Annotated in this window: 17 protein-coding genes and 3 pseudogenes; 12 read left to right on the plus strand and 8 right to left on the minus strand. The window is 46.6% G+C overall.

The genetic code is table 11. The features are described 5' to 3' along the window. Positions 1 to 175 precede the first annotated feature (175 nt). Positions 176 to 358 (minus strand): hypothetical protein, encoded by a 183-nt coding sequence (locus JNUCC1_RS05255; protein WP_156644446.1) that lies wholly within the window; start codon positions 356 to 358, stop codon positions 176 to 178. Between the two features lie 110 nt (positions 359 to 468). Between JNUCC1_RS05255 and zwf the strand changes: the two genes are divergently transcribed. The 3 genes from zwf (at position 469) to JNUCC1_RS05270 (ending at position 4118) form a co-directional block, all read left to right on the plus strand. Further along, the gene (gene zwf / locus JNUCC1_RS05260; protein WP_156644447.1) at positions 469 to 1956 is read left to right on the plus strand and encodes a glucose-6-phosphate dehydrogenase; all 1488 of its coding nucleotides are present in this window, start codon (positions 469 to 471) and stop codon (positions 1954 to 1956) included. A gap of 30 nt (positions 1957 to 1986) precedes the next feature. Next, complete coding sequence (locus JNUCC1_RS05265) at positions 1987 to 2610, plus strand: cyclase family protein (protein WP_156644448.1); 624 nt, start codon at positions 1987 to 1989, stop codon at positions 2608 to 2610. 488 nt (positions 2611 to 3098) lie between these two features. Next, positions 3099 to 4118 (plus strand): nuclease-related domain-containing protein, encoded by a 1020-nt coding sequence (locus JNUCC1_RS05270; protein WP_156644449.1) that lies wholly within the window; start codon positions 3099 to 3101, stop codon positions 4116 to 4118. 106 nt (positions 4119 to 4224) lie between these two features. Here the strand turns inward: JNUCC1_RS05270 and JNUCC1_RS05275 are convergent, their stop codons facing one another. The 3 genes from JNUCC1_RS05275 to JNUCC1_RS05285 all read right to left on the minus strand — a co-directional run bounded on the left by JNUCC1_RS05275 (position 4225) and on the right by JNUCC1_RS05285 (position 8148). Further along, complete coding sequence (locus tag JNUCC1_RS05275) at positions 4225 to 4818, minus strand: hypothetical protein (RefSeq protein ID WP_156644450.1); 594 nt, start codon at positions 4816 to 4818, stop codon at positions 4225 to 4227. Positions 4819 to 5562: 744 nt separating this feature from the next. Continuing rightward, positions 5563 to 6975, minus strand: coding sequence for an NADP-dependent phosphogluconate dehydrogenase (gene gndA / locus JNUCC1_RS05280; RefSeq protein ID WP_156644451.1), 1413 nt, complete (start codon positions 6973 to 6975; stop codon positions 5563 to 5565). Between the two features lie 81 nt (positions 6976 to 7056). After that, positions 7057 to 8148 carry a glycosyltransferase family 4 protein gene (locus tag JNUCC1_RS05285; protein ID WP_156645406.1) on the minus strand — a complete coding sequence of 364 codons (1092 nt, stop codon included), beginning with the start codon at positions 8146 to 8148 and terminating at the stop codon, positions 7057 to 7059. Positions 8149 to 8467: 319 nt separating this feature from the next. Here JNUCC1_RS05285 and JNUCC1_RS05290 point away from each other — a divergent pair. The 5 genes and pseudogenes from JNUCC1_RS05290 (at position 8468) to JNUCC1_RS05310 (ending at position 14195) form a co-directional block, all read left to right on the plus strand. After that, positions 8468 to 9192: pseudogene (locus JNUCC1_RS05290) on the plus strand (GntR family transcriptional regulator). A gap of 159 nt (positions 9193 to 9351) precedes the next feature. Further along, positions 9352 to 10494 (plus strand): BMP family lipoprotein, encoded by a 1143-nt coding sequence (locus tag JNUCC1_RS05295; protein ID WP_331713722.1) that lies wholly within the window; start codon positions 9352 to 9354, stop codon positions 10492 to 10494. A gap of 175 nt (positions 10495 to 10669) precedes the next feature. Continuing rightward, positions 10670 to 12199: an ABC transporter ATP-binding protein gene (locus JNUCC1_RS05300; RefSeq protein WP_156644453.1), complete on the plus strand. Its 1530-nt coding sequence runs from the start codon at positions 10670 to 10672 to the stop codon at positions 12197 to 12199. After that, positions 12196 to 13245, plus strand: a complete 1050-nt coding sequence (locus tag JNUCC1_RS05305; RefSeq protein WP_156644454.1) for an ABC transporter permease — start codon at positions 12196 to 12198, stop codon at positions 13243 to 13245. The genes JNUCC1_RS05300 and JNUCC1_RS05305 overlap by 4 nt, the downstream gene beginning before the upstream one ends. Beyond that, entirely contained in the window at positions 13245 to 14195 is a 951-nt protein-coding gene (locus JNUCC1_RS05310) for an ABC transporter permease (protein WP_156644455.1), read from the plus strand. Before JNUCC1_RS05305 ends, JNUCC1_RS05310 begins: the two co-directional genes overlap by 1 nt. A 121-nt stretch (positions 14196 to 14316) precedes the next feature. Here JNUCC1_RS05310 and JNUCC1_RS05315 read toward each other — a convergent pair. Continuing rightward, positions 14317 to 15664, minus strand: a pseudogene (locus JNUCC1_RS05315) (IS3 family transposase). 910 nt (positions 15665 to 16574) lie between these two features. Between JNUCC1_RS05315 and JNUCC1_RS05320 the strand changes: the two are divergent. The 4 genes from JNUCC1_RS05320 to JNUCC1_RS05335 all read left to right on the plus strand — a co-directional run bounded on the left by JNUCC1_RS05320 (position 16575) and on the right by JNUCC1_RS05335 (position 18844). Then, positions 16575 to 16976 (plus strand): hypothetical protein, encoded by a 402-nt coding sequence (locus JNUCC1_RS05320; protein WP_156644456.1) that lies wholly within the window; start codon positions 16575 to 16577, stop codon positions 16974 to 16976. A gap of 78 nt (positions 16977 to 17054) precedes the next feature. Beyond that, positions 17055 to 17483, plus strand: coding sequence for a DUF2935 domain-containing protein (locus tag JNUCC1_RS05325; protein ID WP_156644457.1), 429 nt, complete (start codon positions 17055 to 17057; stop codon positions 17481 to 17483). A gap of 89 nt (positions 17484 to 17572) precedes the next feature. Continuing rightward, on the plus strand, positions 17573 to 18316 hold the full coding sequence (locus tag JNUCC1_RS05330; RefSeq protein WP_156644458.1) for a threonine/serine exporter family protein: 744 nt from the start codon (positions 17573 to 17575) through the stop codon (positions 18314 to 18316). Continuing rightward, positions 18317 to 18844, plus strand: a complete 528-nt coding sequence (locus tag JNUCC1_RS05335) for a threonine/serine exporter family protein (protein WP_331713614.1) — start codon at positions 18317 to 18319, stop codon at positions 18842 to 18844. It begins immediately after the preceding gene. Here the strand turns inward: JNUCC1_RS05335 and JNUCC1_RS05340 are convergent. The 3 genes and pseudogenes from JNUCC1_RS05340 to JNUCC1_RS18585 form a co-directional block, all read right to left on the minus strand. Next, a pseudogene (locus tag JNUCC1_RS05340) lies at positions 18792 to 20251 on the minus strand (APC family permease). The gene JNUCC1_RS05335 and the pseudogene JNUCC1_RS05340 sit on opposite strands and share 53 nt — an antisense overlap. A gap of 138 nt (positions 20252 to 20389) precedes the next feature. Then, positions 20390 to 21346: a CynX/NimT family MFS transporter gene (locus JNUCC1_RS05345; protein ID WP_231746995.1), complete on the minus strand. Its 957-nt coding sequence runs from the start codon at positions 21344 to 21346 to the stop codon at positions 20390 to 20392. Continuing rightward, positions 21319 to 21606 carry a hypothetical protein gene (locus JNUCC1_RS18585; RefSeq protein ID WP_231746996.1) on the minus strand — a complete coding sequence of 96 codons (288 nt, stop codon included), beginning with the start codon at positions 21604 to 21606 and terminating at the stop codon, positions 21319 to 21321. The genes JNUCC1_RS05345 and JNUCC1_RS18585 overlap by 28 nt, the downstream gene beginning before the upstream one ends. Positions 21607 to 21802: the final 196 nt, after the last annotated feature.

The raw sequence follows: 21802 nt of genomic DNA on the forward strand, positions 1-21802 counted from the left end.
CTGCTAAAGCTTGGATATCATGCGTTTTTTTGGACACATGAGGGAAACCCTGGATATACCGAATTTTCCCTGGATAAGTGATGAGAAATTCTGGATATATTGTGGCCTGTCCCCATTCACAAAGCTTGCTTTTAGTATTGGATCGATGTCACTCACATCTATACCCATTGTGATGTCAGCTGCTGCCAGCCGGCACTGTTACTTCACTGACTTCTTCACCATTCGCAGTTGTTATAGCCATGCCTTCTAAAACAAGGGCGGGGGAAATGTTTGGCGCTGTAAGCACATCGTCACCGTTCTGGACATGTGAATCTGTTTGTGCGTTGGCTTCACGTTGTATGTGACATCTAATTACCAACAGCGAGCTTGGTGTTTGCTTTACTGGGGTGTTGAGATTAAAATGGGGTAGTATAAGAAGGTGCACGTTGTGACGTGCATTATTTTTGACGTTAAAAGTGAGGTATTGGAATGAACAACCATGACCAACCAAAAGCTGTTATTGTGATTTTCGGGGCAACCGGTGATTTAGCCAAGCGCAAGTTGTTCCCTTCTATTTATAAATTGTTTCAAAACGGCAGAATCGGTCATGATTTTGCCGTCGTGGGTGTCGCGCGACGCCCGTGGACGAATGACATCTTCCGTGAAAAGGTATGCGAGTCGATTGCCAACGCTGGTGCGCCTGAAGAAGTTTGTGACGCATTTACATCCCATTTTTACTATCAGCCGTTCGATGTGCAGGATGAGTCGTCTTACCAAGCACTGGACGGGCTGTTGCATGAGCTGGAAGGCCGTTACGAAACAGGCGGCAACCGGATGTTTTACCTGGCAATGGCACCGGAGTTTTTCGGACCTGTTGCCAATAATCTGGAAGCACACGGGCTGAAAGATACAGATGGCTGGACGCGACTTGTGATTGAGAAGCCGTTTGGCCATGACCTCTCATCAGCAATCGCCCTAAATGAAGATATTCGGTCAGCGTTTGCCGAAGATGAAATTTACCGGATTGACCATTATCTAGGCAAGGAAATGGTGCAGAATATTGAAGTGATCCGTTTTGCCAATGGCATTTTCGAGCATCTGTGGAACAACCGGTTTATTTCGAATATCCAGGTAACTTCGAGTGAGACAGTCGGTGTTGAGGACCGTGCACGTTATTATGATACAGCTGGGGCCAACCGGGATATGGTGCAAAACCACATGCTTCAGATGGTGGCCCTGCTTGCGATGGAGCCGCCGATTAAGTTGACGACAGATGAAATCCGCTCGGAAAAAGTCAAAGTGCTGCGAGCCCTCCGCCCGATTGACGCTGAAGCCGTGGGCGACTATTTTGTGCGCGGTCAGTATGGTCCAGGCGAGGTTGACGATGCGATGGTGCCGGGTTATGCAGAAGAACTGGGCCAGGCATCTGATACTGAAACCTATGTCGCGGCCAAGCTGATGATTGATAACTATCGCTGGGCCGGGGTACCTTTTTACATTCGGACGGGCAAACGTATGAAAGCCAAAGTAACCAAGATCGTCGTGGAATTTAAAGACATACCGATGAATCTGTACTACGCTGACGGAAACGCGCAGCATCCCAATTTGCTCGTCATCACCATCCATCCGAATGAAGGGGTGACGCTGCACTTAAACGCGAAAAAACCGGGCACAAAGCCCGAGGCGAAACCGATTCAGCTCGCTTACACGCATGATGCGGAAAATGCGATCAACACGCCCGAGGCTTATGAAAAGCTGCTGTATGACTGTATGCTCGGTGACATGACGAATTTCACCCACTGGGACGAGGTGGCATTGTCATGGGCATTTATCGATTCCGTATCAGCTGCTTGGCATGAAAACGGAGCTGAGTTCCCGAATTATCCCGCCGGTTCCATGGGCCCCGAAGCAGCAAACCAGCTTCTTGAAGCAGACGGGTTTCACTGGTGGCATGTGACGGGTAAAGAGGAAAAATAACATATATATAATGGTAGGAGTGTATGCTTAATGGAAATATACGACGTATCTGCACCGATTTTTGAAGGAATGCCAGTTTATAAAAATAAACCAGAAAAACAACCGAAGATCGAAACGGTCACAAACGGTCATGTTACCGAGTCACGGATTTCGATGGACCTGCACTCAGGCACACATGTCGACGCCCCGCTGCACATGATCAACGATGGCAATACATTTGAAACCATCGACATCGAACGTCTTGTCGGCAAGGTGAAGCTATTTGACGTCACACATATCGAAGAAGCGATTACCCAAGATGATATCGAAGGCTTCGGGATCGAACGCGGCGATTTTGTCCTGTTCAAGACAAAGAATTCGTTTGACGAAGAATTCAATTTTGACTTCATTTACGTGGCTGAGGACGCCGCACAATTCTTGGCTGATGTCGGTGTGAAAGGCATTGGCATTGACTCTCTTGGCATCGAACGCGCCCAGCCGGATCACCCGACCCACCGCATATTATTCAAACGCGAGGTCCTGATCATGGAAGGCCTGCGCTTCGCCGAGGTGGAAGAAGGCGAATACTTCATGGTCGCCGCCCCACTGCGGATCGAAGGCACCGACGCATCCCCGGCCCGGGTGCTGTTGATGGACGGCGTTTCAGTGCATTAGGCAGGGACCGGCGGCGTTGAATGTGCATATTTGAGATTGTACGTGCATATCACGGCGCGAATGTGCATATATACGATTGTACGTGCATATCACAGCCCGAATGTGCATATACGAGTTTGAACGTGCATATACCAGCGCGAATGTGCATATATGAGTTTGAACGTGCATATCCCCGCGCGAATGTGCATATACGAGTTTGAACGTGCATATCCTGGCGCGAATGTGCATATATGTGATTGTACGTGCATATCACAGCCCGAATGTGCATAAATGAGATTGAACGTGCATATCCCCGCGCGAATGTGCATATACGGCCATAGCCAACGTTATATAAAGTTAAATTCATACAAAAAGCAAGAAGGAAGTCACCCCAGTGGAAACTTCCTTCTTGCTTTTTCAATGTAAGATTTATTCTTTCCAAGATATAAGGTGCATAATAACATGTTTTGGTGTACAATATCTTCAATTAACTAAAGGAAGTGAATTGTTTGTTCATTGAAAACAGACCAAAACCGTATACCTTACTCAAGTATGAAGCTTTATTGCGTAAATTGTTGCCAAAGCATCGCAGTCACCCACTCATTCAGAAAGATTATGCCAAACATGCAGCTGGTTTTCAGGGTGAGAAATATGTTGACTACACCTTGTCCATTCACCCCCTCCCTGATTCTGCTGCTTACCCCGGGGTCAGATTAAGACATAAACGCCACCCTTTTCAGATTGATACACCTTTAATAACGCCCGGATTTGTTCTTTTGATGGAAATCAAAAATATGACAGGGGAATTATCGTATGACAGCACCCACGATCAATTTATCCAGACCATCGGAGCCGAGAGAAAACGGCAACGCAACCCCATCCAGCAATCCACAGCTCATAAACTTCAATTTGGGGAGTGGCTCAAATCACATTCATTTCCTTCCGTTCCGATTGAAACACTATCTGTCATTAGCAATCCCAATGCCATTATCAATCATCCCCAAGCAGACCAGACGATATTTGATCAACTCATTCACGTTGAAGCCCTCCCGGAAAAACTTCAGGAATTGGCAGCAAAACACCCACAGAACATCCTATCCTCAAGAGACCGACGTAAATTGTATAACTTGCTTAAGACCCACGATGAACCGCTCAACCCTGACTTAATCGCTCAATACAACCTGAATGACAGCCATTTTATTAAAGGCATTCCATGTGAACACTGCCAAGCCTATCCTTTGAAACGCGTGGCCCGCAAATGGGTCTGTCAAAATTGCGGATTCATGAGTCACGATGCACATGTGCAAGTCATCTTGGATTCCTTCCTGCTTGGCAAACCGACCATCACAAACTCGGAATGTCGTTCCCTATTAAACTATGATAGCCGAAGTGGCGTGCTTAATTTGTTGAAAAAAATGAACCTGCGAACAAGCGGGAATCAAAAAGGGGTTAAATACCACGCGCCATTACTTCATGACTATCCACAAGACACCCCAGTTCCGATAAACGCCCGAACACGTATCGGCTGACGATCTTACATTCATCAGGTGGCGAAGTAAATATAAGAGCAAGAAGGAAGTCAATACCGCACGGCTTCCTCCTTGCTCGTTAACGTTTTGGATCTTAAAACGCACATCACAAATTCATATCAAGCTCAAGTTTCCATCCGAGTTCATTGGGCGTATGGCCATTAAAATCATACATTCTAGTTTGCTGAACAAGGTTAAAAATAAGCTGACGAAAGCTATCTTTCTCTTCCGGCTTCAGCTTTAACCTTTGCTGACTTAAATAAGAAGGGAGCTGTTCCAACCGTTTGGCAGCCCGACAGTGAAATTGAATACCATGGGCCACTTTTTCCGCTTTCTTTTTTCGTACGTAACACGTTTTTAGAAACTCATGCAACTGATCGAAAGCGTCGTTTGGCTCAAAATACCTTTCATCCCGGTAATATTCGAGATCATAACCCAGCGGCATATAATAGGGGTGCTGCTCCTTATTTCGCAATTCTTCCTCCGAATAATCCATCTCCAAGAAGTGCTGCAACACATAATGGTCGTTTATAATATCAATCTTATAAGCTTCCAGCTGCTCCCGATCGATTTGACGGTCAAGCGTTTCCTCGTCCATCCCACCCTCGGTCAGCTGATTTAAAATATGTATAATTGTCCCTTTTGGCACCCGCCCGTATAAATGTACAAGCGCACGGACATCATCCGTTAAATTCGTCATAAGATCATTCCTTTTACAAAATTTAAAGGCTGTGGGGCGTGCATATCCCGGCCCGAATGTGCATATTTCGAATCGAATGTGCATATACCGCCGTGAATGTGCATATTTCGAATCGAATGTGCATATACCGCCGTGAATGTGCATATATCGAATCGAATGTGCATATACGACCGCGAATGTGCATATTTCAAATCGAGCGTGCATATACCGCCGCGAACGTGCATATTTCAAATTGAATGTGCATATCCTGCCGCGAATGTGCATATTTCGAATCGAATGTGCATATTTCGAATCGAATGTGCATATCCTGCCGTGAATGTGCATATTTCGAATCGAATGTGCATATCCTGCCGCGAATGTGCATATTTCAAATCGAATGTGCATATCCTGCCGCGAATGTGCAGATTTCAAATCGAACGTGCATATCCTGCCCCGAACGTGCATATTTCGAATCGAATATGCATATTTCAAATCGAATGTGCATATCCCGCCGCGAACGTGCATATTTCAAATCGAATGTGCATATCCTGCCGCGAACGTGCATATTTCAAAACGAACGTGCATATCCCGCCGCGAATGTGCATATTTCGAATCGAATGTGCATATCCCGCCGCGAATGTGCAGATTTCAAATCGAACATCCCCCTGCGAACGACATATCACTTTACGACCTCCCGCCACACGTGGCCCCACAACACCAACCATCAAAAAAAAGCTGCACCTCACCGATGCAGCGTCCTTCACTCTATTCTCCCATCCACTCCGTATGAAACGTTCCTTCACGATCTACACGCTGATACGTGTGGGCGCCGAAGTAGTCGCGCTGGGCCTGGAGCAGGTTGGCTGGCAGGCGGGCGCTGCGGTAGCTGTCGAAATAGGACAGAGCCGCTGAGAAGCCTGGGACGGGGATGCCGTTTTCGGCTGCGAGTATGACGACTTTGCGCAGGGCATCCTGATAATTTTCAACGATTTCCTTGAAGTATGGGTCGAGCAACAGGTTAGCGAGCTTGGGATCGCGGTCGTATGCCTCTTTGATTTTCTGCAGGAAGGCTGCGCGGATGATGCAGCCGCCGCGGAAGATCATGGCGATATCGCCGTACTGCAAGTCCCAGCCGTATTCATCTGATGCGGCGCGCATTTGTGCGAAGCCTTGGGCGTATGAACAGATTTTACTCATATAGAGTGCTTCACGAATGGCTTCGACGAGCTCGTCCTTGTTACCGACGAGCGGCTTCACGGTCGGACCGTTCAAAACGGTGCTCGCATGGACGCGCTCATCCTTCATGGCCGAAATAAACCGTGCAAAGACAGATTCGGTAATGATCGGAAGCGGAATGCCGAGGTCCAGCGCGTTCTGGCTCGTCCACTTACCCGTGCCTTTTTGCCCGGCCGTATCAAGGATCACGTCCACGAGAGGCTCCCCTGTTTCATCATCTTTTTTGGTGAAAATATCAGCGGTTATCTCGATCAGATAGCTGTCGAGTTCCCCTTTATTCCACTCGGAAAATACCTGATGCAGCTGATCGACATCCATGCCGAGGACATTTTTTAGCAACGAATACGCCTCCGAAATGAGCTGCATATCACCGTACTCGATGCCGTTATGAACCATTTTCACGTAATGACCGGCGCCGTCTGGACCGATGTATGTCGTGCATGGCTCACCGTCAACTTTTGCCGAGATGGCTTCGAACATCGGACGCACCAGGTCGTGTGCTTCCTTCTGTCCGCCGGGCATGATGGATGGTCCTTTCAATGCGCCCTCTTCCCCGCCGGAAACACCTGTACCGATAAAGTGTATTCCGTGTTCAGCAAGCTCTTCGCTGCGGCGCTGGGTGTCACGAAAGTTTGTGTTGCCGCCGTCAATTAAAATATCGCCTTTGTTAAGATGTGGCAGCAGCGCCTCTATTGTACCGTCAGTCGGGGCGCCTGCTTTCACCATCAACATGATTTTGCGCGGTGTTTCGAGGGATTGCACGAATTCCTCTATGCTGTATGTACCTTTAACATTTTTTCCAGCAGCTTCTTCAAGCATCGCTTCCGTTTTTGAAGCTGAACGGTTATAAACGGCCACAGAATAGCCGCGTGATTCAATATTAAGTGCGAGATTGCGCCCCATAACGGCCATGCCGATGACGCCGATGTGCTGTTTTGTCATTGTATATCCAATCCTTTCATTATTATATAGGGATTTATCCATCTATATATATTGTCCTTTTTTCACGAAGGCGTAAAGAGATTAGCTTTGACCATTATCGTCGTGCTTCCGTTTCTGCCTGAATAAACCAGCAATAAAGCTTAGAACCGGACGCTTCCCTCCCATGACAATGCCAGCAACCTCCGCAAAAATATGCAGCAAAAACAATACCAATATGGTGACCAAAACAGCCACAGTCTGACTTGAGTAGGAAAATAAAATTGCGAGCCCGCCAAACAAAGCACTGAAAGCGTATATGATTAGAACCGTTGTTCTGTGACTGTAACCCGCAGCAAGCAGCTGATAATGGATATGCTTGTTATCAGCCGTCATGATGCCTTCTTTATTCCAGGCTCGGCGAATGATGGCAAATAACGTGTCAAAGATCGGCACTGCCAAGACAATAACAGGAATGATGAAGCTGAATAAGGTAATGTTTTTAAATAACCCCATAATCGATACAGCGGCGATCATAAACCCAAGAAAGTTGGAGCCGGTATCACCCATGTATATTTTTGCCGGGTAAAAGTTATGGTATAAGAAGCCAAGATTCGCGCCGATCAAGACGATACATAAGTAAGCCGCTGCAACACGGCCATCGACAAGCGCCATTACGAGCATGCTTGAAAGCGCAATTGTTGATACACCTGTAGCCAGCCCGTCCAGCCCATCAATTAAGTTGATCGCATTTGTGATGCCGACAATCCAGAAGACCGTGACAAGTACGCTGGCAAATCCGAGCTCGACCTGCCCAAGCAACGGCAATGTAATGTACTCAATAATCAAACCATCCGACACCAAAAAAGAGGCCGCAATCAGCTGCCCTGTCAGCTTTACAACAGGTCTGAGACCGAAACGATCATCCAAGGCTCCCGTTATGACGATCACAATTGCGCCCAGCAATATTTCTGGAACATGTTCGTGTCGGGGCTGTAATACCAGAGCCCCCGCCAACGCACCGAGAAAAATAGCAATTCCGCCTATGCGGGGCGTGACTTTTGTGTGGATTTTCCGATGGTTGGGAAAGTCCACAGCTCCAATTTTAATTGAAAAGGCTTTGACCGGATAGGTTAAGATTAATGCGCCAGCAAAAGCGACTATGAAGGCGATTCCCATGTTTATTTCATTGAACATCATTTTCTCCCTGTTTAATGTAATCTAAATCCAATTATATCTATTGTTCCTTACAACTCATTTGTAATGCATTTATATATGTCTGCTCTTCCCCATCTGTCGAAAACAATCGATTTCTATAAATATTATATCGAACAGAGTCAATGATTAGCAAATGAAAGAAGAACAAATTCCTTGTTCGCATTCTTTGAAGGGTTTGAAAGCGCGTTCACCAATCCGCCCATATTTCTTTTAAAAAACGCTTACATTTTAATCCAGTCCATGTTATACTACAGATGATTAAAGTCAGAGGTCTGATCTCTTGAGACGAGGGGATGCCATGTCGATAAAAGTAGATTCGCGCTTGTTGTATTTGCAGGTTATTGATAAAATAAAGCAGGACATCAAGAATGGGCGTTTTAAAGAAAATGAGAAACTGCCATCTGAAACCGACCTCGCCAAGCGCATGGGGGTTTCCCGTGCGACGCTTCGTGAGGCATTACGTGTGCTTGAAGAAGAGAATATCGTCAAGCGCAGGCACGGTGTCGGAACATTCGTTCATCCGGATCCCCTGTTTTCCTCGGGTATTGAGCAGCTCACAAGCATCACTTCCCTGATAGAACAATCCGGGAAAAAGGCTGGTGCGACTGTGTTAAAGGCTGAACGCGTCGGGAAAACAGACGAAGATTGCACCGAGTTTGCCCCTCGGGTGGTCGGCGATTTGATCCGAATTGAACGGGTGCGAACGGCGAATCAGAAGCCTGTGGTATTTTGCATCGACAAGATCCCGGGGATTTAATTGATGTGGAAGTGGCTGAACGCGTCGCTTCATTGTTTGAACTGATGGACAAACATGCCAATAAGCAAATCGCCTATGCGGTTTCCCACATTGATGCTGTCGGATACGATGAGGCCATTTACAGCGTTCTAGACTGTCCGAAAGACCAGCCGCTCCTGCAACTGAAGCAGATGCACTATACACCAGAAGACGAGCCGGTGCTGTACTCAGTGAATTATTTTCGTCCGGATATGGTTGACTTTCACCTTGTCCGTAAAAGGATATAGCGTTTTTTTGGCTTAGTCCTGGGTATTTTGACCAGGGGCTGTCAGGGCTTTAAGTACTACATATTTTACAACCTTTAAGGGGTGGTCTACGACAATCATAGCGCGCACATAATTGTCGTCCATTTCTGTACATGATTTAAAAATGATTATAGGGGTTTCATAATGAAGAAACGGTTTATATTATTGGCTTTATTGATTGCAATGGGTATGATCATCGCAGCTTGTGGCGGTGGCAATGATAACGGCGGTGACAACAACACTTCCGGTAACGAAGGTAACAGCGGTGACAACACAGAAAACAACGCAGCCGGTAATGATTCTGAAGGCGGTGACACAGACTTCACTGTTGCGATGGTTACTGACGTGGGCGGTGTTGATGACAAGTCCTTTAACCAGTCCGCATGGGAAGGCATCCAGGCATGGGGTGAGGAACATGGCCTTTCAAAAGGTGAAGGCTATGACTACGCACAGTCCAACACTGACGCAGACTACATTCCAAACTTGCAGCAGTTGACACGTGCAGACTATGACTTGATCTATGGAATCGGCTTTAAGCTTGAAAACGGCATTGAAGAAATTGCCAAGCAGAACCCTGACAAGCATTATGGTATTGTTGACTCTGTTGTAGATCAGCCAAACGTTGTCAGCATCGGATTTGCTGATAATGAAAGCTCATTCCTCGTGGGTGTAGCTGCAGCTATGAAAACGAACACTGACAAGATCGGCTTTATCGGTGGTACCGAATCAGATATCATTGAAGCATTTGAAGTTGGTTTCCGCGCAGGTGCCAAATCTGTTAACCCTGATATTGACATCAGTGTTCAGTATGCAGGCGGATTTGACAAAGCTGACGAAGGTAAATTGATCGCATCAAGCATGTATAACGAAGACCGTGACATTATTTTCCACGCAGCTGGCGGTACTGGTAACGGTTTGTTCAACCAGGCTAAAGACTTGAAGAAAAATGATCCTGAACGTGAAATCTGGGCAATCGGTGTTGACCGTGACCAGCATGAAGAAGGTCAAATCGGTGATGACAACATTACTTTGACTTCTGCTGTTAAGCGTGTTGACAATGCTGTTCAGGAAGTGAGCAACATGGCTATGGAAGGCAACTTCCCTGGCGGTGAAATGCTCCGCTTCGACCTTAGCGACGAAGGTGTTGGCTACACAACTACAAACGAAGCCATGACTGATGAAATTGTTGAGAAAGTAGAAGAATGGAAAGAAAAGATCACTTCAGGCGAAGTTGAAGTACCAAGCAAGTACGATGGTCTTGAAGAGTACCTCGGCAGCCTGTAAGTTTTAGAAATTGGCTTGAGAAGGCCGGGTTAACCGGCCTTCTCCCATTTATACCCTATCCAGCAGCCAGTGGAATGATCAGAAAGTCATTAAATCAAGAGAAGGTTTCCGGCCTCTTTATTTGGTGATTTTCACGTGTCTCACCAATTGTTTACAGAAGGAGTGAACGTATACCATGGATTACGTCATCGAAATGCTCAATATACGCAAGGAATTCCCGGGCGTTGTGGCAAATGACGACATTACAATTCAATTGAAAAAAGGAGAAATCCATGCCTTGCTGGGTGAAAACGGTGCCGGTAAATCAACACTGATGAACGTGTTGTTTGGCCTGTATCAGCCGGAAAAAGGCGAAATCCGTGTTAAGGGAGAAAAAGCTAACATTGATGGTCCAAACGCTGCGAATCGTTACGGCATTGGGATGGTCCATCAGCATTTCATGCTCGTCGATACATTTACAGTCACCCAAAATATCATACTCGGCAGTGAGCCGACAGTCGGCGGCCGCATTAATATTAAAAAAGCTGAAAAAGAAATTCAGGAACTGTCCGATCGTTATGGACTTGCGGTCGACCCAAGAGCAAAAATCCGAGACATCTCAGTTGGGATGCAGCAGCGGGTTGAAATTCTGAAAACACTTTACCGGGGAGCAGAGGTGCTGATTCTCGACGAACCAACAGCTGTTTTGACCCCACAGGAAATTGATGAACTCACTGAAATTTTGAAGTCCCTAATCGCAGAAGGCAAATCCATTATTCTGATTACACATAAGCTGAAAGAGATCATGGCGATGTGTGACCGCTGTACTGTTATCCGCCGCGGAAAAGGAATCGGCACGGTCGATGTGGCTGACACGAACGTTAATGAGCTTGCTTCTCTCATGGTCGGTCGTGAAGTCAGTTTTACAACGGAGAAAACACCTGCAGAACCAAAAGAAACCGTACTTAACGTGAAAGACCTTTATGTGAAAGACTCTCGAAAAGTTGATATGGTAAAAGGGCTAAATCTTGACCTCAGAGCTGGCGAAATTGTAGGTGTCGCCGGAGTTGACGGGAACGGACAGTCCGAATTGATTGAAGCGATTACGGGGCTGACCAAAAGTCACTCAGGTACAATCTCGCTTAACGGAAAAGATATTACCAATCTGACGCCGCGAAGAGTAACCGAAAGTGGTGTCGGGCATATCCCGCAAGACAGACATAAATTTGGACTTGTACTTGATTTCTCTGTCGGAGAAAACATGGCCCTGCAAACCTATTATCAAACGCCCAATTCCAAATATGGCGTCTTGAATTTCAAAAACATTTTCAAGAAAGCTGAAACTTTGATCGAACAATATGATGTCAGAACATCGGGCCTCCATGCTCATGCCAGCTCAATGTCGGGCGGTAACCAGCAAAAGGCAATCATTGCTCGTGAAGTTGATCGCTCTCCTGATTTGCTTATCGCCGCACAGCCAACACGTGGCTTGGACGTCGGTGCCATTGAATTTATCCACCAAAAGTTAATCGAGGAACGTGATCAAGGCAAAGCTGTGCTACTCGTTTCCTTCGAGCTTGATGAGGTTCTCGACGTGAGCGACCGGATTGTGGTTATGTTTGACGGGCAGATTGTTGCAAGCCGCAAGCCGGAAGAAACTGATGAAAATGAACTCGGTCTCTTGATGGCCGGCAGTACTTCTGAAAAGGCTGGTGAAACATCATGATGTCCAATCGCTGGTTTAACATTCTTGTTCCAATCATCTCCGTGCTTCTGGGCCTCATTGTCGGTGCCTTCTTGATGCTTGGTTTTGGCTATAGTCCGATAGAGGGTTATGCCGCATTGTGGAACGGCATTTTTGGAGATGCTTATGTATTTGGGGAAACCCTTCGTCAGGTCACCCCTTTAATATTGACAGGTCTGGCTGTAGCTTTTGCTTTCCGTACTGGGTTGTTTAACATCGGTGCAGAAGGTCAGGTCTTTGTTGGCTGGCTCGCAGCTGTTTGGGTGGGTCTTGGCATTGACGCACCTGCCATTATTCATATCCCGCTCGCAGTCTTGGCTGCTGCACTAGCTGGGGCGTTGTGGGGCTTTATCCCGGGGCTTTTGAAAGCTTATCGGGGTGTACACGAAGTTATTATTACCATCATGATGAACTATATTGCGCTCTACAGCACCAACGCGGTTGTCCGGTATGTATTAACAGACAGCCGTGACCAAACTGAAACGGTTAAAGAAACAGCTTCACTCCGAGCTGAGTGGATCACGACTTTAACGTCCCATTCCAGATTGCATTACGGATTGCTGATTGCGATATTCGCTGCAGCTGTCATGTGGTTCATCATTAACCGCACGACAATGGGGTACGAAATGCGTGCCGTTGGATTCAACCAGCATGCATCAAAATATGCCGGTATGAACGTCAAGAAAAACATCATTCTGGCAATGGTCATCTCTGGTGCCTTTGCAGGTATGGCTGGTGCTATGGAAGGGCTCGGAACGTTTGGATACATGTCGACACAATCCGGATTTACCAACTTAGGATTTGACGGAATCGCCGTTGCCTTGCTCGGTGCCAATACCGCGCCAGGTGTTATCCTTGCGGCCTTGTTATTTGGTGGCTTGAAAATCGGGGCCTTGAGTATGCCGCTGCAAGCCGGCGTTCCGAATGAGCTTGTAGATATCATCATTGCACTCATTATTTTCTTTGTCGCTTCCAGTTACATGATTCGCTGGGTTATTCTTCGCTTCTCAAAGGAGGGACGTAAATAATGGATCTTTTACAATCGATCATACCAACGGCATTATTTTTCTCAGCACCCCTCATTTTTACAGCTTTGGGCGGCGTGTTCAGTGAACGCTCTGGTGTCATCAACATTGGACTTGAAGGTTTGATGATCATGGGTGCTTTCGTCGGGATCGTGTTCAACCTTACGTTCTATGATACATTTGGCTCGTGGACGCCATGGGTCTCCATTATCGCAGCCATGGTTGTATCGGGAATATTCTCGATTATTCACGCTGTCGCTTCTGTTTCGCTCCGGGCCAATCAGGTGGTCAGTGGTGTTGCCATCAACATGCTGGCACTCGGTGTTGGGGTTTTCTTGACTAAAGAATGGTACGGCCGCGGTCAGACTGAAATGGTTAAAGCACCATTTTATACAACAGACGTCCCTATTTTGTCCAAGATTCCTTTTATTGGACCGATCTTTTTCCAGAACATGTATTTAACAACGTATCTGGCAATCTTCCTTGCCATTGCGGCTTGGTTTGTTTTGTTCAAAACACCATTCGGTTTGCGTCTCCGTTCTGTCGGTGAACACCCGATGGCTGCAGATACAAATGGGGTTAATGTTTTCAGAATGCGTTACACCGCTGTTATTCTCTCGGGGATGCTCGGTGGGCTTGGTGGCAGTGTTTACGCGCTGACCATTGCATCGAACTTCTCGCATGCTACAATCGCTGGTCAGGGCTTTATGTCCTTAGCAGCTGTTATCTTTGGTAAGTGGCATCCGCTTGGAGCGATGGGTGCTGCGATATTCTTCGGGCTTGCTCAGAGTTTGAGTGTTGTCGGTTCGAGCATACCGCTTCTCGAGAATGTGCCACAGGTCTTCTTGCTGATCGCACCATACGTCCTGACCATTCTCGCACTAGCAGGCTTCATCGGCCGCGCCGAAGCACCAAAAGCTAATGGTATTCCTTATATTAAAGGTACACGGTAAACACTGGTTTAGTAACTGCTAATAAGACCGCTCCGAAAATACATTTCGCTTTCCGCGGGCACGGCCTCAGCCTCCTCGCGGAAAGACCATGCACTGGACCCATAAAATTGGACACTCGGTTTTATGCATTTAACTCAAAGAGCTTACGATAAGCTACTGGGGTTTTTCGATTTAATCTTGATTTGATTCTTAAATGATTGTAGTAATAAATATAGTCTTCCAGTTCTTTTTTAAAGTGCTCAATGCTGTCAAATTCCTCTAAATACAGGAATTCATATTTTAGTATCCCAAAAAAGTTTTCTATGACGGCATTATCATAACAGTTCCCCTTGCGGGACATGCTTTGTGTAATGTTATGTTGCTCGAGCTTTTTCCGATATCGGGGATTCGATAATGCCAGCCCTGATCAGAATGAATTAACAGTTCGTCGCTGTCCTTTTTGTGTTCCAAGGCTTGATCTAACATCTTTTCCACCAGATCGAACGTAGGCCTGTTTTGAAGTGTGTACGTAATGATTTCCCCGTTGAACAGGTCCAATACAGGTGAAAGGTACAGTTTTTCGCCAAACAGCCTGAATTCCGTTACATCAGTAACCCATTTTAGATTCGGCTTTTCTGCTTTGAAGTTACGCTCAAGAACGTTTGGTGCTGCCTTGCCTGATGGGCCTTTATACGACTTGTATTTTTTCATTCGGACGACACAATGGATCCCGAGCTCTCTCATTAACCGAAGTACTTTTTTTTCATTTATTTCATGGCCTTTTTCTTTAAGGACATCTGTTATGCGACGGTAGCCAAGACGGCCTCTGTGTCGGTGATAAATAAAATTAATTCTTCTTTTCCACTTGCGATCAGGGTCCGGTTGTTTTAAAAGATTGACGTTGTAGTAATAAGTGTTTCTTTTAATACCTGCAACCTTTACAAGCTTACTCACCGGGAATTTATGCCTTAGTTCAAGTATTACTTTTGTTTTGGTTTTGTTGGTGATTGGTCTTCTTGAACCAAGGCTCTCAACTTTTTTAAATAAGCATTCTCCATACGAAGGTATTCGAGCTCTTTTTCCATAGCTTCTATTGATTGATTCTCAGGTTCCTGCTTGTTCTTTTGAGTGCGAGAATTCATAACAGAAGGCCCCTTTCTTGATTCAAGGGCATCTTCTCCACTTTTCTCCCACTTTTTCCTCCACCTTCGAACCATAGAAGGATCAGGTATATGGAAAATGGCAGATGCCTCTCGAATGGAATAATGCGTTTCATTAATGAATTCTATTACCTTTAGTTTAAAGGCTCTCGAATAGTTTGTATAGGGAAAATCAAATGCCTTATCACCATGGTGTTGAAATAACAACACCCAATACCTAATCACAGATTCATCAATGTTGAGTTTATTTGCCAGGTCTCGGTAACTGAACTTTCCGCCCACATAGTCTTTAGCTATTTGTAACTTAAAAACTTTGGTAAACTTGGACATTTTTATACCTCCTAATGTTGGATATGGTGTCCAACATTAGGGGTGCAGCTCAACCACCGCTGCGGGGTCTTCGGACTCGTGCTGTTCCCGCAGTCAACCATGTATCGCGAAAAGCGCTATACACCACAAGGGGATGAAAATAGATGTAGGGTGGCGATACTAGTGCTACGGCTGGATGAGGAAGGTCGATACTCCTTGGTGCCTTAGAGCCCTACCCGCAGTCTGACTCCTTCGACCACGGCGCATCACTTATTGTTGCTCCCATTCGGGAAGCACTCATGGTAGATTAACCCTATTCTGGTTGTTGCGCCAGCCTTAATAAATAATGGATGCCGTATGTCTTAGGAAGGAGATCAAGAACACATTATCTTACTAACCTAAATGCACCAATACAGCGACGCTCTCATCTTAGTTTTTTTTAAAAACATGAGCTGCGTCTACTTAAATATTGTCTTTTTGCGATTCTTAAGAGATTTAATTTTCATGGTAGGAGTCTTCATGTATTTTCTCCGCTTTACGTGTATATTTTGTAATGATTGTGGACGGGTAGCGATAGCGAATTACTCGATTAAAGAAGAATGGATTATACCTATCCAAGCTCGGGGAAAACACGGAGACTCCAGCGGGAGGATAAGCCTCGGTGAGACCCCGGAGCGCGGTAGCGCGAGGAGGCTCAGCAGCGCCCGCGGAAAGCGCAGTGTTTTCCCCGAGCGGTTGACAGAGGCTGTCATAGCGCGTATATCCGTTCCGTAGTTTATCTAGACATGTGCTCTCTTGAGGCGCATGTCTTTTTGTTAGGTTGGGGTGATACTTCGCTTGTCCCCTTCTCTTTTGAGTTTTGGAACGGGGAAAATAGGAAATGTGATATTGTAAAGGGGTACTGATCTTAATTGTAGAAGGAGTGTGTGTTATGCCTTATTTATTTGTAGCGGCTGCGGCTGTTGCGGTTTTGACGATTACTGGTGTTTATAAAGTTTTGATTGATAAGCTGAAGCTTAAGCCGGAAAATGCGCAAAAGCTTCAAACGCAATTCTTCATAGGCGTGGCCGTAGCTGAAGTGATCCCAATTGTTCTTATTATTTTGGGTTTCAACCAATTGGAGAGTGTTGGCAGCGTTTCCGAGCTTTATTTGCCCGGGGCGATTGTGGTTATCCTTATGCTGTTTGCGGTTGTGTTCATGTTTTTACAGCGGGCTGTCGGTGTGAATGAGGAATCCCGAACAGCGGTCACGCTAATGACCATGATCGGCATTGCGCTCGTTATGGCGATTCCCATCATCTCGATAGTGGGTCTGCTGCTCTTGTTGCCGTAATTTCAAACTTCTGCATGCCACTCTCTTTCTGAACATACATTTTACAGATAGGAAATGTTTTTCAGAGGGGGATGCTGGATGCAGTTTTATTATGGGCAACAAATGCCGCTCAGGGTTTTGGATGAGACGGAGTTTTGGAAAATGCAGGAGGCCGAACACACGACTGTCATGATTGAGCTTTTGCCTGATCTCGAGCAGCACTATGTGGAGGCATTGAAAGAATGGGGAGAAGCACTCACGACGACCCATCAGCATGTGAAACGCTTTGTGGAGTCGGTAATCAGAAGCAATCCCGAGCTGCCGCCGCAACTGTATCAGCAAGTGTTGCAATTGGTGTCGTTCAGTTTGAAGGAGAGCATGGCGTTTATTGAACTTTGTCGGAAGTTAAAGAAGGAAAGCCAGGCTGTTGTTGGGAATCACACGGCTCAAGTTGTCATTGATCATATCGTTGATGAATCAGAGTATTTCATCGGCATCGCCCAAACGATCTTGTATCAGAAAAATTGAACCCCTCCCCGCCCGCTGATGGGCTCAGTTCTGCTGTCATTTTTTCCAAAATCCGCTATAATACAGTTAAAGCGAAAGCAGGTGAGGATATGGCAGATCAGGATAAAATCATACGTGTGTGTATGCTGGCGGGAAAAGTCATGCTTGAAAGCGGGGCTGAGACATACCGAGTGGAAGATACGATGAATCGCATGGCACGGACAGCAGGACTTGAAGGTGCGGAAAGTTATGCTGCTCCGACTGCGATTCATTTTTCCGTACGACGATCGGCGCCGGCGCATTTTATGCGGATTTCCGAACGGTCTACTGATCTGCATAAAATTGCTGATGTAAATGAGATCTCCCGGCGGTATTCAGACGGTGATCTCACTTTGGACGAGGTCTTTAAAAGGCTCATTGAGGTTGATCATACATATAATCTGTTCCCTTGGTGGCTTCAGGTGGTGGCAGCGCTGCTTGTAAGCGGCGCATTTGCCATTATGTTTGGCGGGGCGGCGGGTGATTTTATGCCAGCATGTCTAACGGGTGGCGTTGCTTATGCCGCTATGCTTGGTGTGAATCACATTGTTCGCATGCGGTTTGTGGCAGACTTTTTTGCTTCGGTTGTGATCGGTGCTCTGGCTGTCTTGTTTTTATCGATTGGTTTCGGTGTTTCATTGGAAAAAGTCATCATAGGTGCAGTGATGCCGCTCGTACCTGGGCTTCATATTACAAATGCTGTCCGAGATTTGCTGGCCGGCCACCTCGTTGCAGGTGTGTCTAAGGGCATGGAAGCTGTGCTGACGGCGTTTGCGATTGGCGCGGGTGTTGCGGTTGCAATTGCTTTTGTATAGATGGGAGGGTTTTGGATGGACATTATTGTGCAGATGGTGACGAGTTTTGTTGCTGCGGCTGGTTTTGGAATATTGTTTAACGCGCCTCGGGGCAAAATTGCGACGTGCGGGCTTGTTGGCATGGCTGGGTGGATGCTATACGACGGGCTTGTGTTTCAGGGACTCGAATTGATGCCGGCAACGGTGATCGCAGCAGTCCTTGTTGGGGTATTAAGCCGATTCGCCGCAAAATGGCACAAGACACCGGTTATTATTTTTAACGTTTCCGGCATCATCCCGCTCGTGCCGGGTGGGGTTGCCTATGATGCAATGCGCCACTTTGTAGAAGCAGACTATCTCAGCGGTGTCCAACTTTCCGTCCAAGTCATGCTCCTCGCAGGTGGTATTGCCATGGGCCTCATGTTCTCTGAAGTTGCTTCACAAATCACCAGAAAAATTCAGCCCGCTGAACCACAGCGGGGCTACGTCTTCTCACTTATGCGCGGTTTTCGGCTTCGATTTTTTTGCTGCCAAGAATTAGGTAGTTGAGTTCTTCTTTTGGAATGCTGTTAAATTCTGTGCGCTTGATCAGGTAAAAGACCAAACCAAGTACAACCCAGACGACGAGTGCAATCCTGGACTCGACGCCAAGTGCTGCAGGCGATCCTGGAATGAGCAGCAGTCCGAGAAATGTCACGCCTGCCAGCATCCCGAGGCCGGCGATGGTCTTTTTAACAGGGGCCACGACGTGTTTTTTCGAATTAAAATCGGCTTCTTTTTTCCACTTGAACAAAGTGAACGCTGTATAGCATGTGTAAAAATACGCAATGGTGACACCGATCGAGGACATGTCAACGACCCATAGCAACGCCTCTCGTCCAAACCATGGTGCGAACATGGACAAGATAACGGTAAATACGATTCCGACATACGGTGCTTTAGATTTGGGATGCAATTTTTCAAACGCTGCTGGCAGGATCTTCGCACGTGACATGGCGAACAACAAACGGCTTGAGGAAATAATAAATCCGTTCAAACCTGTAAAGATTCCCATGGTCAACGCGACAACAAGCAACCCAAGTCCCAGTGGGCCAAGCAAGTCTTTAATCGCAGCCCCTGCACCCCATACAGTATTTGCCTCGACAAGACCTTCCCACGGTGCAATCATGGATACGGCAAAAATCATCAGACTGTATAGCACGCCAGCTGCAAGGATCGCCATAATAATCAATGTAAAAGCTTTTTTGGACGAAAAGTGAAACTCTTCAGCGGCCTGGGGGATGTTGTCAAATCCGACAAACGCCCACGGTGCAATTGCCACGATCGACACAATCGCTGCAATGGATCCCGTATTTTCAGGGAAAAGTGGTACCATATTAGCGACGCTCGCATCCGGATTCACCCCAACAAGCGTGGTAATGACGAGCACACTTGCCACCATCACCAAGCAAAAGATAAACTGCATGCGACCGGAAAGACCTGTTCCTTTTATGTTTAAATAACCAGACGCAACCAAGACGGCCGAGGCGATCAAGATTTCCATTAAGTGGACATCCCAACCGGCAACCGTATAAAGATGAATATTTTCCACAAAGGCTGGAAAAATGAATTTAAACATAAGCGCAAAGGCTGATGCGTTCAAAGCAACGATACATATGTACCCAAGCGTGAGAAACCAGCCGCAAATAAAAGCATGAACACGACCGAGCGAGATAAATGCATAAGCAAATTCCCCGCCTGATACGGGGAAGCTTTTAATGAGAAATCCGTAACTGACCGCAATGAGCATCATGAGCAATGCCCCGATTCCAAAGCCAATCATGACACCAAGAGGACCCGCCTCACTCATCCAGTTGGTCGGCTGTACAAACGCCCCCATCCAATAGATGATCCTAGCGCGATCGCCCAGACCCATCTGGGCTTCAGTGTCTTTTCCAATGTTGTCCGCTCTTCCATTGTGTATCTCCTTTAACAATTGTGACAGGATATGTAATTTAACATATCTCACTATTCCCCAATCTCATCATCTCAAACATGTTTAAGAGGAAAAGTTATCACAAAAGGCCACCTTTTATGGATGGACCGCACACATGGTTATCCGGAAAAGTCATCTGAAACGACGCGATTACGTCCGGCCCCAAGTCCTACCACCCAAGTTAGAAGCGTCATGAACATTAAAATCAGAAGTGCCGCAGACCAATTTCCAGTCGCATCAATGACATAGCCCATAAGGATTGGTCCAGTTGCAGCAAGGAAATACCCAATCGCCTGGGCCATACCTGAAAGCTCGGCTGCTTGTTTAGCGGTATAAGCACGAAGCCCCAGAAATGTGAGAGCCAATGGGAATAGACCGCCGAGCGCAACGCCGATCAACAGAACACTGATGACCATCATCGTGTAACTGTCACCATAAAAAAGCCCACCTAAACCTATGAACGACAATACGCAAAGAATGCTCACTATCAAGCGCTGAGATGCCATTTTTCCAGCAAGAATTGGCACAATAAGACCGATGGGCAGCCCCACAAATTGATTTACCGACAGCATCCAGCCTGCTTCACTGCTGGTCACCCCGTAATCTCTGAGCATTTCAGGGAGCCACGTGATAATGACATTGTACACAAAAGCCTGCATGCCCATAAAAACAGCGACCTGCCAAGCAAGCCTCGAACGCCACATACGCATATCACTGGCATAAACAAATTCCATCCGGACTTTGTTAGCGGAGGTCCGGTGTCTGACAAAATAAATCCACATAAGGGCTGCAATAATTGCCGGAATAGCCCAGACTGCTAATGCCGCCTGCCAGCCATATGCCGAGTGCTCCGCAATAGGAATGCTAAGTCCCGAGGCCAAGGCAGCACTCAGGCTCATGGACGTTGCATAGATACTCGTCATAAGCGTCTCCCGTTTAGGAAAACGTTCTTTTATAATGCCGGGCAACAAAACATTGGATACAGCGATCCCAATTCCGATCATCAAGGTTCCGCCAAACAGCAGGACGGGATGGGCAATGGTACGTATCACAATCCCAAGTGCAAGCAACACCATGCCCCTATAAGCGCCCCTTCGTTGGTGTATTTAATGCCTAGTTTCGGTGCGACTGGAGACATAATAGCAAACGCAAACAGCGGAAGGCTCGTTAAAATTCCAATGCTCCAGTTCGGCAGGGTGAGCGTCTCTCGGATCATGCCGATCACAGGGCCAACGGAAGTAATCGCAGCACGCAGGTTAAATGCCACCATAATGATACTGGCAATCAGCAGGAATTGATTATAGCTTTTCAGCTGTTCGTATTTGTATTTTTGCACAAAGCATCCTCCTCTTGCTGAGTCAGCTTGCGGTCTGTCATACAGCAGTATTGATTGAAATTCACGGTCTAAAAAACGCCTGATCCAAATAGGCCAGACGTTACGGTACATTGTTCATTATAGCACATGCACGTGTCTTGATGTGCCCAATCCGCAAATGGATATACTTGTATTTGACCTTCTCTTTTAAGTTCGT

Origin of the sequence: Lentibacillus sp. JNUCC-1, from assembly GCF_009741735.1 — a bacterium.
GTDB lineage: Bacteria > Bacillota > Bacilli > Bacillales > Amphibacillaceae > Lentibacillus_B.